Origin of the sequence: Kitasatospora sp. GP30, assembly GCF_029892145.1 — a bacterium.
Classification (GTDB): domain Bacteria; phylum Actinomycetota; class Actinomycetes; order Streptomycetales; family Streptomycetaceae; genus Kitasatospora; species Kitasatospora acidiphila.
On record NZ_JARZAH010000018.1, the window covers coordinates 40,405 to 55,199 of the forward strand.

Below are 14,795 nucleotides of genomic sequence, written 5' to 3' on the forward strand. Positions count from 1 at the left end.
GGCGCGGCGGCCTCAGATGACGATCTCCTGGCCGTCCTCCGCCACTTCGGCGCCGCCGGCCGCCAGGGCCGCACGGGCCGGGGTGTCGGGGTCGCTCAGCGGGTTGGTGTTGTTGAGGTGAGTGTAGAGCAGCCTGGTGCCGGGGCGCAGCCGGGCCAGGGTGCCGCCGGGGCCGCTGATCGGCAGGTGGCCCATGGCGGTTGCGGTGCGGCTGCCGGGGTGGATGGCGGCCATCTCGTCCTCGGTCCAGAAGGTGCCGTCGAGCAGGACGCAGTGCGCATCGTCCAGCAGGGCGTCGAGTTCGTCGGGCCAGCGGGCCAGTGACGGCACGTAGACCAGGGTGGCGCCGGTGGCGGTCTCCCGGAGGCGGTAGCCGACCACCCAGGGGCCGGCCACCGTCGACTGCTCGGCGTAGCGCGGCCGCTTGTCGCTGATCGGCACCGCACTGACGGCCAACCGGCCCTCGTCCAGCAGGAGTTCACCGCCCGCTTCCGGCACCGGGTGCCAGCGCACCGTGCCGTACGGGGCGAGCAGCCCGCGCAGCGGGAAGGCGTCGGTGAGGGCAGCGAGCACCGCTTGGGGCGCGTGGATGTCCAGCGCGGCGCCCTCGCGGAGCGCGAACAGGCCTACGGTGTGGTCGAGTTCGCCGTCGGTGAGGAGGACGCCGCGCACCGGGGTCCGCCTGCTGCCGGCGGGTGGGGCGAGGTCGGGGACGGTGAGCAGCTGGCCGCGGGTGTCCGGGGAGGCGTTCACCAGGTACCAGGCATCGTCGGAGACACTGACCGCCAGCGCCTCCTGGCTCCGCCAGGCACTGGGCCCCGCCGCGCGCGCCCGCTCGCACGGGCCGCACCCGCAGTTCCACTGCGGCAGCCCGCCGCCCGCCGCCGTTCCGAGCACCCGAACCCGCACCGTCTACTCCTCCCGCACCGTTCCCTCCCGCCTACCCGGCGCCACGGCACCCCATGCTCCCCAGCCGGACCATGTCATGGTTCGCCCCGATTCGGGCGCATTGGAGCGCCTTCCGCCCGCGCCCTTCACACCGAGTCCAACGGTGGTGGGCCACCGCCCTGTTCCCGTCCCCGATGTGACGTTTCCGCAGCTCGCCAGCGCTTCACCCGACCGTCCTGGCCCCGCAATACTCGCCCGTCGGCAGCCATGCTCGGTTGCCGCTCCCCCCTGCCCACACTCCCCGCGAGGACGGTCGCTCCAGCATGCCCGCGACAAAGACAGCCACATCATCAACTCCTCTGGACCACCGCGCTCCGTGGCTGGTCGCCCGCGGCGTCCTGCTACCGCCCGGGCCGCGCCGGACGCTGGCGAGCGCGACCTTCGTCAACCAGGTCGGTAGTTCGGTGTTCATGCTGAGTTCCACGCTCTTCTTCACCCGCTCGGTGGGGTTGTCCGTGGTGCAGGTGGGGCTCGGCATGGGGATCGGCGCGCTGGTCGGGCTGCTGTCCGGAATACCGGTCGGGCGGCTGGCGGACCGGCGCGGGCCGCGCGAGGTGTACCTGCTGACCCTGCTGGTCCAGGCTGTCGCGATGGCCGCTCTGGTGCTGGCCCGCTCGTTCTGGCTGTTCGTGCTGCTGGTCTGCCTCACCCAGCTGGCGACGTCGGCCAGTTCGGCCGCGCGGGCGCCACTGGTGCGCGGGCTCGCGGGCGAACGGCCGGCCAGGTTCCGGGCGTACCTGCGCGCCACCGTGAACCTCGCGGGCAGCGTCGGTGCGCTGCTCGCCGGTCTGGTCGTGCAGATCGACAGTCGGACCGCCTACCTCTGCCTGGTGCTGGGCAATGCCGCGAGCTTCCTCGCGAGCGCGGCGGTCGTCAGGCGGCTGCCGTCGGTGCCGCCGGTGCCGGCACCGACGGGTGCCGGTCGGCGTACGGCGCTCACCGACCGCCCGTACCTGGCGTTCACCGTGCTGGACGCGATCACCTCGCTGCAGGGCGATGTGCTGCTCTTCGCGACCCCGCTGTGGATCGTCGGGCACACCCACGCACCGCGCTGGTTCGTCGGCGCCGTCGCACTGCTCAACACCGCCCTGGTGGTGGTCCTGCAGGTCAAGGTGGGGCACGGGGTCGAGAACAGTGCGGCGGCCGCTCGCTCCTGGCGGCGCTCGGGGTGGGCGTTCTTCGTCGGACTGGCGCTGGTCGGTCTGGCCACCGGGCTGCCCGGCTGGCTCGCCGCGCTGCTGCTCCTGCTCGGTGCGCTCGCCCACACCATCGGCGAACTCTGGCTGGCAGCAGGCGCCTTCGAGCTCCGCTACCACCTGGCTCCCGCGCACGCGCAGGGCCAGTACGCGGGCGTCTCCCGCCTCGCCAACGGCCTCGTCGACGTACTGGCCCCCACCATCCTGAGCCTGCTGTGCATCGGTTGGGGCACGCCCGGCTGGCTGCTGCTGGGCGGCGTCTTCGTCACCACCGGGCTGCTGATGCCGCCGCTGGTCCGCTGGGCCGACCACAGCCGGGCCGCCGACTGACCTGCGGTCAACCTGGAACATCGGGTCCCCCTGCGACGTTGGCCATGTCATGAGCGCTCTGTTCGGTGTCGCCGGGGGCCTGCTCCTGCCGGCTTTGGTAACCGTGCTGTTCTTCGTCTCCGCCATCGCCCGAAAAGCCCTGATCAGAGCGCACCCGTCGCCGGGCAGCCCGCAGCCGGGCCGGGGCGCCGGGGCTGTCGCGACCGAGGAGCTGCACGCCCTGCTCTATCCGGGCAAGCGGGCCCAACTGGAGCAGCGCCGTGTTGAGTTGGTGCTGCGGGACGACGAGCAGGACGGTGCTCCGCCGCGCACCGGGATCGACCTCACGGCCGGCCGGGCCGTCATCCGCAAGCCCCGCGCCTGAGGCAGCCGGCGCGGCAAACGGGGTGCCGCACCCGGCCTGACCTGGCTACGGTGGCCCGCATGGAGATCCGCGTTGCGTCTGCCGAGGACTGGCCCAGCATCTACCCGTTCTACGCCCTGACCATGGCGGAGGGCCGGACGTATGCCTTCCCCGAGGGCCAGAGCCTGGAGGAGGCGCGGCCGTGGTGGATGGAGCAGCCGCCGGGGCAGACCGTGGTGGCGGTCGAGGACGGCGTGGTGGTGGGCTCGGCGAAGATGGGGCCGAACCGGCCGGGCCGCGGCTCGCACATCGGCACCGCCTCGTTCCTGGTCGATCCGGCGCACCGGGGCAAGGGCGCGGGCCGGGCGCTCGGTGAGTACGTCGTCGAGTGGTGCCGGGCGCAGGGGTTCCACGGGATCCAGTTCAACGCGGTGGTGGAGGTCAACGCACCGGCGGTGCACCTCTGGAAGTCACTGGGGTTCGAGGTCATCGGGACGGTGCCGGAGGCCTTCGACCACCCCGATCACGGCCTGGTCGGCCTGCATGTGATGTTCCATCGGCTCTGAGAGCCACCAGGAGTCAGCAGGAGCCGCCCGGCCCGAGGCAGGTGCCCTCGATCAGGCCCTGTTCGGCCAGGCCGGACAGGAAGGCCAGCACCTGCTCGCCGGCCACCGAGTGGTGCTCGGCGAGCAGCGCGGCGGTGATGTCGGCGGCGCCCCGGCTGCCGTCGCACAGGCGCAGCACGGCGGCGGCAGTCTCGTTGAGCGGCAGGGCGCCCTCGGAGAGGAGCAGGGTCGGCAGCCCTCGCGCCTCGTCCCGCCCCAGCCGCACGCCGATCCCGAGCCGCCAGCCCACCGGGTGGGCCAACGCCCCGCGTCCCACCCAGCCGTCTGCCTGGCCGCACCATTCGCCCATGGGCTACTGCCACCGTTCTCAGGGTGATGAGGATGGAAGAGCTCGGCTCCAAGCCTGAGCCAGGCACGGGGTCGCTCGCAATCGCCGGATCGAGTGAACCCCGGTCATTTGATCAGCGAATCGGACTGACTCGACGAACCTCACCTCTGCTCGTCGGATCCCACCTGCGGCCCGCTCCGGATCCCACCTGCGGCGCGCCCCGATGGCCGCCTCCCGGTGGCGGTGGAAAGCTCGGCGGTGGAACGCCCCACCAACGCCCAGCGCCACCCCGAGGAGCCGCGATGTCCGAGCGCGCCACGTCCCGCACCGGAGCCGCCGCTCAGGCACCGGCCGTGTCGGGGCCGCAGGAGCTGCGCAACGTGGTGCTGGTCGGGGTGAGCGGCTCCGGCAAGACCACGCTCACCGAGTCGCTGGCCCTGGCCGCGGGTGCGCTCACCAGGGCGGGCAAGGTCAGCGAGGGCAGCACCGTCTCGGACTTCGAGGAGATCGAGCATCAGCAGCAGCGCTCGGTGCGGCTCTCGCTGGTCCCGATCGAATGGCGGGGCGTCAAGATCAACCTGCTGGACCCGCCCGGCCACGCCGATTTCGCCGGTGAGCTGCGCGCCGCGCTGCGGGCCGCCGACGCGGCGGTCTTCACCATCTCCGCGACCGACCCGGTGACCGGTCCGGTGCTGGCGCTCTGGCAGGAGTGCGCGCGGGCCGGGCTGCCCCGCGCCATCGCCGTCACCCATATGGATGCGGCCAGGGCCGACTTCGACGAGGTGCTGGCGGCCTGTCAGCAGGCCTTCGCCGACGGGCACCCGGACGCCGTGCAGCCCATGGACCTGCCGGTGCGCAGCGACGGCCGGATGCGCGGCACGGTCGAACTGCTCTCCGGCGAGACGCACGGCCAGGCCGACCCGCTGCCGCCGACCGAGCCGGCCCGGGAGCGGCTGGTGGAGGCGATCGCCGGTGAGGACGACGAGCTGCTGGAGGCCTACCTCGGCGGCGAGCAGCTGGACTCCGGCGCGCTGACCCGGGGCCTGCGCGGGGCGGTGCTGCACGACTCGATCCACCCCGTGCTGCCGCTGACCGAGGACGGCACCGGCGCGGTGGACCTGCTGGACCTGATCGTCTCGACCTTCCCGGCGCCGCCGGACCGCCCGCTGCCCGAACCCCTGCCCGCCGACCAGCGCCCCGACCCGGACGCCCCGCTGGTCGCCCAGGTGATCCAGAACACCGGCGACCCCTATGTCGGCCGGCTCAGCCTGGTCCGGGTCTTCACCGGCACCCTGCACCCGGACGAGGCGCTGCTGGTGGCCGGGCCGGACGGCGAGCCGGTGGAGGAGCGGGCCGCCGGGCTGACCTCCCCGTTCGGCAAGCAGCAGCGCGCCATGGACCGGGCGGTGGCGGGTGATCTGGTCTGCGTCGGCAAGCTGGCCTCGGCCCGGGTGGGCGACACCGTGTCGGATCCGGCGGCGCCGCAGCGGCTGGAGCCGTGGAGCCTGCCCGAGCCGCTGCTGCCGATCGCGATCGAGGCGCACAGCCGCAGCGACGAGGACAAGCTCTCCCAGGGGCTGGCCCGGCTGTCCGCGCAGGATCCGACCGTGCGGGTCGAGCAGAACCCGGCGACCCGTCAACTGGTCCTCTGGTGCACCGGCGAGGCGCACGTGGGCGTGGTGCTGCACCAGCTGGCCGAGCAGCACGGGGTGCAGGTGGCGCAGGTGCCGTACAAGGTGGCGCTGCGGGAGACCTTCGGCGGCACGGCGACCGGGCACGGCCGCCTGGTCAAGCAGTCCGGCGGGCACGGGCAGTATGCGATCTGCGAGCTGCGGGTGGAGCCGCTGCCGGGCGGCACCGGGTTCGAGTTCGTCGACCAGGTGGTGGGCGGCGCGGTGCCGAAGAACTTCATCCCCTCGGTGGAGAAGGGGGTGCGGGCCCAGCTGGAGAAGGGCGTGGGCGACGGCCATCCGCTGGTGGACGTGCGGGTGACGCTGGTGGACGGCAAGGCCCACTCGGTGGATTCCTCGGACGCGGCCTTCCAGTCGGCGGGGGCGCTGGCGCTGCGGGACGCCGCCTCCCGGACCGCGATCCGGCTGCTGGAACCGGTGGCCGAGGTGGCGGTGCTGCTGCCGGACGAGTACCAGGGCCCGGTCTTCAGCGATCTGTCGGTCCGCCGGGCCCGGGTCCTGGGCACCGAGCCGGCCGGCCCGGGCCAGAGCCTGCTGCGGGCCGAGGTGCCCGAGCTGGAGCTGACCCGGTACGCGGTCGATCTGCGGGCGCTGACCCATGGCACCGGCTCGTTCACCCGGAGCCCCCTGCGCTACGAGCCGATGCCGGCCGCGCTGGCCGCCAAGCTGGCGAAGGCCGACGACTAGTCGGTCTGCTCGGCCAGCAGCCGCACCGCCGCCTCGCGCATCTCCACCTTGCGGACCTTGCCGCTGACGGTCATCGGGAAGGCGTCGACCAGGTGCAGATGGCGCGGGATCTTGTAGTGCGCCAACTTGCCGGTGCAGAAGGCGCGCAGGGCGCCCCGAGTGAGCTCGGCGGCACCGGGGCGCAGCCGAACCCAGGCCATCAGCTCCTCGCCGTACTTCTCGTCGGGCACGCCGATCACCTGGGCGTCCAGGATGTCGGGGTGGGTGAGCAGGAACTCCTCGATCTCCCGGGGGTAGATGTTCTCGCCGCCGCGGATCACCATGTCCTTGATCCGCCCGGTGACGGCGAGGAAGCCGTCCTGGTCCATCACCGCGAGGTCGCCGGTGTGCATCCAGCCCTGCGCGTCGACGGCCTCGGCGGTCCGCTCCGGCTCGTTCCAGTAGCCGCGCATCACCGAGTAGCCGCGGGTGCAGAGTTCGCCGACGGCGCCGCGCGGCACGGTGGCACCGCTGACCGGGTCGACGACCTTGACCTCCAGGTGCGGGCCGACCCGTCCGACGGTGCGGATCCGCTGCTCGAAGCTGTCGCCGCTGCGGGTCTGGGTGGAGACCGGGGAGGTCTCCGTCATGCCGTAGCAGATCGACACGTCGCGCATGTGCATCCGCTCGATGACCTGCTTCATCACCTCGGCGGGGCAGGGTGAGCCGGCCATGATGCCGGTGCGCAGGGTGCTCAGGTCGTACTCGGCGAAGCTCGGGTCGTTGAGCTCGGCGATGAACATGGTGGGCACGCCGTAGAGCGAGGTGCAGCGTTCGGCGGCGACGGCGGCCAGGGTGGCGGCCGGGTCGAACGCGGGGGCCGGGATGACCACGCAGGCGCCGTGCGAGGTGGCGGCCAGGTTGGCCATCACCATGCCGAAGCAGTGGTAGAACGGGACCGGCGCGCAGATCCGGTCGGCCTCGGTGTATTCGCACAACTCCCCGACGAAGTAACCGTTGTTGAGGATGTTGCGGTGCGACAGGGTGGCACCCTTCGGGAAGCCGGTGGTGCCCGAGGTGTACTGGATGTTGATCGGGTCGTCGGCGGTCAACTGCTCCGCGATCGCGGCGAGTTCGGCCGGGTCGCGCTGCCGGCCCGCCGTCAGGAGCCGCTCCCAGGAGTCCTCGCCGATCAGCAGCACATCGCGCAGCTCGGGGCAGCCGGGCCGGGCCTCGGCGAGCATCGCGGCGTAGTCGGAGGTCTTGAAGGCGGGCATCGCCACCACGGTGCGCACCCCGGACTGCCGCAGTACGTACTCCAGTTCATGGGTGCGGTAGCTGGGGTTGACGGTGACCAGGACGGCGCCGATCCGCGCGGTGGCGTACTGCAGCAGCACCCACTCGGGGCAGTTGGGCGACCAGATGCCGACCCGGTCGCCGGTCCGCACGCCGAGCGCCAGCAGGCCCAGCGCGACCGTCTCGGTGTCGGCACTGAACTGGCGGTAGGTCCAGCGCCGGCCGCTGGGGACGTCGACCAGTACCTCCCGATCGCCGAACGCGGCCACCGTGCGAGCCAGGTCGGCGCCGATGGTGCCGGTCAGCAGGGGCGGTTCGACGGGGCCGCGGGCGTGGCTGGGCTGGGCGGCGACGGGCATGGTGCTGCTCCGGGGGTGAGGGCTGCTGCTGGCGGTTGCGAGGCTGCCACACCTGACGGACCGTGACCAGTCCCCCACGGATTACTTCAGCAGCTTGGAGAGCCTCCGGTCGGCCAGCGGTTTGCCGCCGGTCTGGCAGGTCGGGCAGTACTGCAGGGAGGAGTCGGCGAAGGAGACCTCGCGGATGGTGTCGCCGCAGACCGGGCAGGGCTGTCCGGTGCGGCCGTGCACCCGCAGGCCGGTCTTCTTCTCGGCCTTCAGCTCACCGGCGGCCAGGCCCCGGGAGCGTTCGACCGCGTCCCGCAGGGTGTCGCCGATCGCCGCGTGGAGGGTGGCGGTCTCCGCCTCGCTGAGCCGGGCGGCCAGTTTGAACGGGGACATCCTGGCGGCGTGCAGGATCTCGTCGGAGTAGGCGTTGCCGATGCCGGCCAGCACGCTCTGGTCCCGCAGCACGCCCTTGAGCTGGCGCTTCTCCCCGGCCAGCAGCTGGTGCAACTCGGCTGCGGTGAACGCCGGGTCGAGGGGGTCGGGGCCGAGCCGGGCGATGCCGGGCACCTGCTCGGGGTCGGTGACGCAGTAGACGGCCAGCCGCTTCTGGGTGCCGGCCTCGGTGAGGTCGAAGCCGGTCGCGGGATCGTCGGCCAGCTGCACCCGCAGGGCCAGCGGGCCCTTGCCCGGGCGGGGCGGGGTGGCGGGCAGCTTCTGTTGCCAGCGCAGCCAGCCGGCCCGGGCCAGGTGCACCACCAGGTGCAGGTCGCCCGCACTGATCACCAGGAACTTGCCGCGCCGCCCCACCGCGTCGACGGTGCGCCCCTGGAGCGCGGTGACGGGCGGGTCGTAGGTCTTCAGCACGTTGATCGCCACCGGGTGGATGCGCCCGATCTCCCGGCCGACCAGGTGCTCGGTGAGGTAGGCGCTCAGCGCCTCGACTTCTGGCAGCTCCGGCACGCCAGCCAGTCTGCCGGGCCATCGCCGCTGGTCAGCGGCGCCACGCCATGAAAGGGTCGGCCATATGTCAGATCAGCAGATGGACTTTCAGCACGAGCTCGAGCTAGCCGTGGAGGCGGCCCGCCCGATGCTGGCCACCGGCCGGGTGGCCGACTACATACCCGCCCTGGGCGCGGCGGACCCGAACGCCTTCGGGCTGGCGCTCGCCACCGTGGACGGCGAGGTGTACGGCGCCGGGGACTGGCAGACCCCGTTCTCCATCCAGTCCATCTCCAAACTGTTCGCCCTGGCCCTGACCCTGGCCACCGGCGACGCCATCTGGCACCGGGTCGGCCGGGAGCCGTCCGGCACGCCGTTCAACTCCCTGGTGCAGTTGGAGTCCGAACACGGCATTCCGCGCAACCCGTTCATCAACGCGGGCGCCATCGTGGTGACCGACCGGCTGCTCAGCCTGACCGGCAACGCGGGCGCCGCGATCCGCGAGTTCCTGCGCGACGAGTCCGGCAACCCGCACCTGGACACCGACCACCTGGTGGCCGCCTCCGAGGCCGAGCACGGCCACCGCAACGCGGCACTCACCCACTTCATCGCCAGCTACGGCAATCTGGAGAACCCGGTCGAGTCCGTGCTCCAGCACTACTACGAGCACTGCGCGATCGCCGCCAGCTGCCGCGACCTGGCCCTGGCCGGCCTCTTCCTGGCCCGGCACGGCGTGCGCGCCGACGGCAGCCGGCTGCTCGCCGCCAGCGACGCCAAGCGGGTGAACGCGGTGCTGCTGACCTGCGGCACCTATGACGCGGCCGGGGACTTCGCCTACCGGGTCGGCCTGCCGGGCAAGAGCGGCGTCGGGGGCGGCATCCTGGCCGTCGTCCCGGGTCGCGGCACGCTCTGCGCCTGGGGCCCGGCCCTCGACCGAGCCGGCAACTCGGTGGGCTCGGTGGCAGCGCTCGAAGCCTTCACCACGGCCACCGGCTGGTCCGTCTTCTGAGCCGCCGACGACACGCCGGGCATTCACGCTGACGCACCGCGACCGGACGGATACCCTGGGTCGGAACGTGCCGACCCAGGAGCTTCCGACGATGATCCAGACGCCCCGCGAGGCCCTGCTGACGATCCGCCAGGAGCTGGCTCCCGCCGAATCGGAGAACCGGCTGGTGCCGCGGATCGACCAGGGCCTGGTGCCGGTCTCACTGATCGCCGAGCTCGCCGCCCAGGAGTACCGGATCATCCGCAGCGACCGCCGCAGCCTGCTGGTGCTCGCCGCCCGCTGCGCGGACACCCCCGCCGGGGCGTACTTCGCCACGCTGGCGGCCGGCGAGGCCCAGGCCCTGGCCGAGCTGCCGCCGCTCGCCGCCGCCTGCGGCCTGGACGAGCCCCAGCTGGCCGACCGCGAGCCGCTGGCCGGCTGCCAGGCCTACCCGGCGCAGCTGGCCTGGTTGGCGCTGAACGGTGAGCCGGTCGCCACGGTGCTCGCGCTCACCGCCAACTTCGACGCCTGGGGCCGCTACTGCGCGATCACCGCGGCGGCGCTGCGCCGGCACTACGGCTTCTCCGACCAGGCCTGCGCGTTCTTCGACTTCTTCGCCACCCCGGCGCCGGAGTTGGAGGAGGAGGCGATCGCGGTGGTGGCCGCGGGCGGCCTGGACGCCGGCAAGCTCGCCGAGGGCCGCCGCTACGGCCGCCTGCTGCAGTCCTACGAGCTGCTCTTCTGGAACACCCTGGCCGGCCTCTCCCCCACCGCCGAACCGACGGTCGACTCCGGACTGGGCCTGGCCTGAGGCCTGGCCCAGGGGCAGCGGCTCTGGTTGCCCGGGTCGCGTCACCGGGCGCAGGCTGGAGGTGTCGCGGCGGACCGTCCCGGTCGGCCGCCGGAACCGCGGAGGTTCTGATGCCCACCGTCAGTCCGGAGCGGCCTGGTGAGGACGCCACTCCGGCGAAGGAGAAGGAGCAGGAGGACACCACTCTGCTGGAGGGTGTCACCTCCGAGCAGGTGAAGCACGCGCAGGACGAGTCCCGCGCGGAAGGCGACCCCTTCGAGTACCCGGAGTGATCGGATGCACACGCTGGAAGAGCAGATCGACCTAGACGTCCCGATGCAGGTGGCCTGGGAGCAGCTGCACCGGGTGCACCAGTACCCGGACTTCGTCGACGGCGTGAAGCACGCCCACGCCCACGGCAACCACCGGGCCCACCTCGAAACCGAGGTGCGCGGCCAGGAGCGGGCCTTCGAGACCGAGATCACCGACCGCGGCGGCGACCAGGTGATGAACTGGCGCACCATGGACGGCGCCCATCTGAACGGCACGGTGGTGCTGCGGCAGCTGGACGCCGGCTCGACCCAGATGCAGGTGCGGCTCGAGTACGAGCCGGATGCCGTGCACCAGACCTATGGCGGCCCGCGCGGCTTCGCCCAGTCCGGCGCGATCGAGCGGACCGTGCGCGGCGACCTCGAGCACTTCAAGCAGCTGGTCGAGTCCGACCGCCCGATCCCGGGCGGCCCCTGACCGACGCCGGCCACCAGGTCGAGCGGTCCCCCGCCGGGGACCGCTCGACGTGTGTCAGCCCAGGTGCTCCAGCAGCGCGGCCAGGAACTCCGCGGGCTGCTCCAGCTTCACGGCCAGCAGGTAGGCCTGCCCGCTCGCGGGCACACCGGCGGCCTGCAGCGGGGCGATCAGCGAACCGGCGTCGATCGGCCTGGATGCCGCCGCCGTCGGCGTAGAAGCCCTGACCGCCGTAGTGCGTGGTGTGCCAGTCCTGCTGGGTCTGGTCGATGCCGAAGGTGCCGTCCCAGCGGGCCAGCATCTGCCGCCGGCCCGGGTAGTCGTCCCTTGCTCCAGCCGATCAGGTCCACCTGGGTGGAACCCGGTGGTGGTGTCGAGATAGCGCTCGACGTGGTCCCAACCGTTGGCCACCGTCGTGTAGTTGGCCTCCATGGTCGGGTAGGAGGGTGTGGCGGCCGCTGCCGGGCGGGCCAGCCCGACCGCACCGAGCAGCACCGGCACCACCACCGTGAGCACTCGCTGTCGTACCCGCACGCCGCGTCAACTCCCTTCGCCCGGGGCCCCGTCGGCCCGCGCCCCGACACGTTAGGCGCGGGCCGCTCGGGCCCCCGTGTGGGCGGCCACACCGGGCGGGCGGCTCGCTGTGTGCCCGGCCGCCACCTACCTCTCGGCGGTGACGAAGCTGCGCTGCGAGGTGACGTAGTCGGCGCCGCGGCCCACGGCGACCGCGACGTCGGCGCGGTCGTTGCGCCTGGCCCGCCAGCCGTGCCGGTCCAGCCAGGCGACCGGGTCCTCGTTCAGGCCGCCGCGCCAGAGGGCCACCACGGCGGTGAGTTCGGCGGCGGCGTGCTCGGGGGCGTGCGGTTCGGGGGCCTGCCGCCGGCCCCGGTTGCCGAGGCCGTGGGTGAGGGCCAGCCGGCTGCCCGGGGCGCTGAGTCCGGTGACGGTGGTGAGGATCGCCTCGACGTCGTCGGAGTCCAGGTAGACCAGCAGGCCCTCCAGCAGCCAGACGGTCGGCGCGGTCGGATCGAAGCCGGCGCTGGTCAGCGCGGTGGCCCAGTCCTCGCGCAGGTCGATCGCGATCACGGTGCGCGGGCCGGCCGGCTGGGCGCCCTGCTCGGCGAGCACCCGCTCCTTGAAGGCCAGCACGGCGGGCATGTCGAGTTCGAAGAACCGGGTGCCGGCGGGCCAGTCGAGCCGGAAGGCCCGGGTGTCCAGGCCGGCCGCCGGCACCACCACCTGGCGGCAGCCGGACTCGGCCGCGGCCAGCAGGTAGTCGTCGAAGAAGCGGGTGCGCAGCACCAGATGGCGGACCATCGCGATCAGCCCCGGCGACGGCTTGGCGGTGACGGCCAGGTCGCGGCGGCCGTCGGCGACGACGAAGGCGGCCGCGTAGGGGTCGTTGAAGAGGCGGTCCCGACGGGTGCTCTCGTGGGCCCGCACCCGGGCCACGCCGATCGCGGTACGGCCGACCCCGTCGGGGATCTGTTCCTTACTCATGCGGCGGATGCTAACGCGGCCGGCGCCGAACTCGGACGTGAGTTCGGCGCCGGCGGCTGTCAGCTGAGCGGACGGTGTGTCAGTGACCGCCCTCGTCGACCACCTCGACGTCGGAGATGTTGCGGTCGATCTCCTCGGCGGGCAGCGCCACGGCGCGGGCCCAGTAGTAGATGGCGAGGGAGAAGACCGTGACGATCGCCATGTCGACCCAGAGCGGGATGATGTTCTTCGCGCTGGGGCCGAAGCCGCCCAGGTAGGAGATGACGCCCAGGCCGATCAGGTAGGCCGGCAGCCACTGCGCGGCCTTGAAGGCCAGGCGCGGCGCGTTCGGCAGCTGCTTGGTGGTCGCGTACCAGGCGTAGCCGCCGAGCAGCAGGTAGCCGAAGACGATCGCCAGGCCCAGGCGCCACAGGGTGTCCCAGCCGGACCAGTAGATGATGAGGCTGGCGACCACGAAGGAGAGCGGGGCGATGACCTCACCGGCCGGCAGGCGGTACGGGCGGTGCATGTCCGGCTTGCGGACCCGCAGCGCGCCGAAGGCCAGCGGGGCGCCGGCGTACATCAGCACGCTGGCCGAGGTGATGAAGCTGACCAGCTGCTGCCAGCTCGGGAAGGGCGCGAAGCAGACGACGCCGGTGACGAAGGAGATCGCCAGGCCGAACCACGGCACACCCCGGCTGTCGGTGCGCTGGAAGAGCTCCGGGGCGTAGCCGTTCTTGCTGAGGCCGTAGGAGATCCGGGAGGTGGAGGTGGTGTAGATCAGGCCGGTTCCAGCGGGCGAGATCACCGCGTCGACGTACAGCACCCAGGCCAGCCAGCCGAGACCGATCACGGTGGCCAGGCCGGCGAACGGGCCGCTGATGCCCGCGTAGTCGAGGTTGGCCCAGCCCTTGACGATGCTGGCGCCCGGGATGGCACCGATGTAGACCACCTGCAGCAGCGTGTAGATGACCGCGCCGATGGCGACCGAGCCGAGCACCGCGCGGGGGATGTCGCGCTTGGGGTTCTTGCTCTCACCGGAGAGCTGGATCGCCTGCTCGAAGCCGAGCAGAGCGAAGATGATGCCGCTGGTGCTGATCGCGCCGAGCACGCCCTTCGCGCCGAACGGCATGAAGCCGTGCGAGGTGAAGTTGGACGCGTGGAAGTGGGTGAACGCCAGCACGAAGATGGCCAGCAGCGGGATGAAGATCTTCCACCAGGTGGCGGCGCTGTTGGTGTGGGCGAGCACCCGCACGCCGAGGAAGTTGACGGCGACGAAGACCGCCATCAGCACGGCGGCGACGGCGAAGCCGGTGGGCGTCAGCGTGCCGTTGGTGTTCTGGAGGTCCTGGAAGAACTTCCCGAAGTGGCTGGAGTAGCCGATCATGGCCTCGACCTCGATCGGCGCCACGGTGGCCGCCTGCAGCCAGGAGAACCAGCCGAAGCTCATGCCGGCCAGGCCACCGAAGACGTAGTGCGGGTAGCGCGCCGTGCCGCCGGCGACCGGGAACATCCCGCCCAGCTCGGCGTGGACCAGCGCGAGCAGAACGATGGCGACGGCCCCGATCCCCCACGAGATGACGGCCGCGGGACCGGCGACCACCACTGCGTTCTTCGCGCCGTACAGCCAGCCGGAGCCGATGATCGAGCCGACCGAGGCCCAGAGCAGCCCGATCAGGCCGATGTCCCGGCGGAGTTTGTTACCGGTGCCAGTACCGGACGACGCTATTTTGTCAACAACTGCCATGTGTGGGGACCCTCTTCAATGATGGCGGGTGAGAGTGCGGTGAACGCTAGCGGTCGATTAGGGATCTGCAAAGACCCGTGTTCCGAATAGTTATGTTCCGGGGGGTCGCTAGCACGGGAATTGGGTAATCGCATCAGCTGTCCAGCTGCTGAGATCACCGCAGGTCAGCGCCGCCAAGGCAGTTGACCACTTACACACCCGCAGAATCCGCCTGAATATCTGAGGATCCCCTGAGGATCCACCCAGCTTTCGGTTGAGCTTCTTTTGAGCTTTCCACTCCCCCCGGTCGTGATGCGTTCTCCGGGGGTGTCGTCCCCTTCATATCGTCTGCTTACTGAGGCGTAGGCCTTCGAATATCGGACACCGATGTCCGGTGGCACTGGTCGGATCGTCACCC

General features: G+C 72.0%; 15 protein-coding genes. 8 read left to right on the forward strand and 7 right to left on the reverse strand.

The features are described 5' to 3' along the window. Positions 1 to 12: 12 nt before the first annotated feature. A complete protein-coding gene (gene pqqB, locus P3T35_RS23405; protein ID WP_101384154.1) occupies positions 13 to 909 on the reverse strand; it encodes a pyrroloquinoline quinone biosynthesis protein PqqB in 897 nt (298 codons plus the stop codon). 302 nt (positions 910 to 1,211) lie between these two features. Here pqqB and P3T35_RS23410 point away from each other — a divergent pair, with 302 nt between their 5' ends. The 3 genes from P3T35_RS23410 to P3T35_RS23420 are packed head-to-tail and all read left to right on the forward strand — an operon-like array spanning position 1,212 to position 3,383. Continuing rightward, the gene (locus P3T35_RS23410) at positions 1,212 to 2,474 is read left to right on the forward strand and encodes an MFS transporter (RefSeq protein ID WP_101384153.1); all 1,263 of its coding nucleotides are present in this window, start codon (positions 1,212 to 1,214) and stop codon (positions 2,472 to 2,474) included. Between the two features lie 49 nt (positions 2,475 to 2,523). After that, positions 2,524 to 2,838 carry a DUF6191 domain-containing protein gene (locus P3T35_RS23415; RefSeq protein WP_101384152.1) on the forward strand — a complete coding sequence of 105 codons (315 nt, stop codon included), beginning with the start codon at positions 2,524 to 2,526 and terminating at the stop codon, positions 2,836 to 2,838. A gap of 59 nt (positions 2,839 to 2,897) precedes the next feature. After that, on the forward strand, positions 2,898 to 3,383 hold the full coding sequence (locus tag P3T35_RS23420) for a GNAT family N-acetyltransferase (RefSeq protein WP_101384151.1): 486 nt from the start codon (positions 2,898 to 2,900) through the stop codon (positions 3,381 to 3,383). A gap of 13 nt (positions 3,384 to 3,396) precedes the next feature. Here P3T35_RS23420 and P3T35_RS23425 read toward each other — a convergent pair whose 3' ends face one another. Further along, positions 3,397 to 3,732, reverse strand: a complete 336-nt coding sequence (locus P3T35_RS23425; protein ID WP_101384150.1) for a PqqD family peptide modification chaperone — start codon at positions 3,730 to 3,732, stop codon at positions 3,397 to 3,399. Between the two features lie 281 nt (positions 3,733 to 4,013). On the opposite strand from P3T35_RS23425, the gene P3T35_RS23430 reads away from it, so the two are divergent. Continuing rightward, positions 4,014 to 6,089, forward strand: coding sequence for an elongation factor G-like protein EF-G2 (locus P3T35_RS23430; RefSeq protein WP_101384149.1), 2,076 nt, complete (start codon positions 4,014 to 4,016; stop codon positions 6,087 to 6,089). On the opposite strand, the gene P3T35_RS23435 is transcribed toward P3T35_RS23430, so the two are convergent. Together P3T35_RS23435 and P3T35_RS23440 are read right to left on the reverse strand one after the other, a co-directional pair. Next, the gene (locus P3T35_RS23435; RefSeq protein WP_101384148.1) at positions 6,086 to 7,723 is read right to left on the reverse strand and encodes an AMP-binding protein; all 1,638 of its coding nucleotides are present in this window, start codon (positions 7,721 to 7,723) and stop codon (positions 6,086 to 6,088) included. The genes P3T35_RS23430 and P3T35_RS23435 overlap by 4 nt on opposite strands. An 81-nt stretch (positions 7,724 to 7,804) precedes the next feature. Further along, positions 7,805 to 8,671, reverse strand: coding sequence for a DNA-formamidopyrimidine glycosylase family protein (locus P3T35_RS23440; protein WP_101384147.1), 867 nt, complete (start codon positions 8,669 to 8,671; stop codon positions 7,805 to 7,807). A gap of 79 nt (positions 8,672 to 8,750) precedes the next feature. On the opposite strand from P3T35_RS23440, the gene P3T35_RS23445 reads away from it, so the two are divergent. The 4 genes from P3T35_RS23445 to P3T35_RS23460 all read left to right on the forward strand — a co-directional run bounded on the left by P3T35_RS23445 (position 8,751) and on the right by P3T35_RS23460 (position 11,175). Then, on the forward strand, positions 8,751 to 9,659 hold the full coding sequence (locus P3T35_RS23445) for a glutaminase (RefSeq protein WP_101384146.1): 909 nt from the start codon (positions 8,751 to 8,753) through the stop codon (positions 9,657 to 9,659). Positions 9,660 to 9,750: 91 nt separating this feature from the next. Beyond that, positions 9,751 to 10,449, forward strand: coding sequence for a transcriptional regulator (locus P3T35_RS23450; protein WP_101384145.1), 699 nt, complete (start codon positions 9,751 to 9,753; stop codon positions 10,447 to 10,449). A gap of 110 nt (positions 10,450 to 10,559) precedes the next feature. Beyond that, entirely contained in the window at positions 10,560 to 10,721 is a 162-nt protein-coding gene (locus P3T35_RS23455; protein ID WP_180356783.1) for a hypothetical protein, read from the forward strand. A gap of 4 nt (positions 10,722 to 10,725) precedes the next feature. Further along, positions 10,726 to 11,175, forward strand: a complete 450-nt coding sequence (locus P3T35_RS23460) for an SRPBCC family protein (RefSeq protein WP_101384144.1) — start codon at positions 10,726 to 10,728, stop codon at positions 11,173 to 11,175. A 54-nt stretch (positions 11,176 to 11,229) separates the two neighbouring features. Here P3T35_RS23460 and P3T35_RS23465 read toward each other — a convergent pair whose 3' ends face one another. The 3 genes from P3T35_RS23465 to P3T35_RS23475 form a co-directional block, all read right to left on the reverse strand. Continuing rightward, positions 11,230 to 11,706, reverse strand: coding sequence for a hypothetical protein (locus P3T35_RS23465; protein ID WP_180356782.1), 477 nt, complete (start codon positions 11,704 to 11,706; stop codon positions 11,230 to 11,232). Between the two features lie 126 nt (positions 11,707 to 11,832). Continuing rightward, positions 11,833 to 12,672: an SAM-dependent methyltransferase gene (locus tag P3T35_RS23470; protein ID WP_101384143.1), complete on the reverse strand. Its 840-nt coding sequence runs from the start codon at positions 12,670 to 12,672 to the stop codon at positions 11,833 to 11,835. 79 nt (positions 12,673 to 12,751) lie between these two features. Continuing rightward, positions 12,752 to 14,398: an APC family permease gene (locus tag P3T35_RS23475; protein ID WP_101384142.1), complete on the reverse strand. Its 1,647-nt coding sequence runs from the start codon at positions 14,396 to 14,398 to the stop codon at positions 12,752 to 12,754. Positions 14,399 to 14,795: the final 397 nt, after the last annotated feature.

Excerpts from the sequence above, each read along its gene's own strand:
- P3T35_RS23410 (WP_101384153.1), top strand. The coding sequence starts at position 1,212 with ATGCCCGCGACAAAGACAGCCACATCATCAACTCCTCTGGACCACCGC.
- P3T35_RS23415 (WP_101384152.1), top strand. The coding sequence starts at position 2,524 with ATGAGCGCTCTGTTCGGTGTCGCCGGGGGCCTGCTCCTGCCGGCTTTG.
- P3T35_RS23420 (WP_101384151.1), top strand. The coding sequence starts at position 2,898 with ATGGAGATCCGCGTTGCGTCTGCCGAGGACTGGCCCAGCATCTACCCG.
- P3T35_RS23425 (WP_101384150.1), bottom strand. The coding sequence starts at position 3,732 with ATGGGCGAATGGTGCGGCCAGGCAGACGGCTGGGTGGGACGCGGGGCG.
- P3T35_RS23430 (WP_101384149.1), top strand. The coding sequence starts at position 4,014 with ATGTCCGAGCGCGCCACGTCCCGCACCGGAGCCGCCGCTCAGGCACCG.
- P3T35_RS23435 (WP_101384148.1), bottom strand. The coding sequence starts at position 7,723 with ATGCCCGTCGCCGCCCAGCCCAGCCACGCCCGCGGCCCCGTCGAACCG.
- P3T35_RS23445 (WP_101384146.1), top strand. The coding sequence starts at position 8,751 with ATGGACTTTCAGCACGAGCTCGAGCTAGCCGTGGAGGCGGCCCGCCCG.
- P3T35_RS23450 (WP_101384145.1), top strand. The coding sequence starts at position 9,751 with ATGATCCAGACGCCCCGCGAGGCCCTGCTGACGATCCGCCAGGAGCTG.
- P3T35_RS23455 (WP_180356783.1), top strand. The coding sequence starts at position 10,560 with ATGCCCACCGTCAGTCCGGAGCGGCCTGGTGAGGACGCCACTCCGGCG.
- P3T35_RS23460 (WP_101384144.1), top strand. The coding sequence starts at position 10,726 with ATGCACACGCTGGAAGAGCAGATCGACCTAGACGTCCCGATGCAGGTG.
- P3T35_RS23470 (WP_101384143.1), bottom strand. The coding sequence starts at position 12,672 with ATGAGTAAGGAACAGATCCCCGACGGGGTCGGCCGTACCGCGATCGGC.
- P3T35_RS23475 (WP_101384142.1), bottom strand. The coding sequence starts at position 14,398 with ATGGCAGTTGTTGACAAAATAGCGTCGTCCGGTACTGGCACCGGTAAC.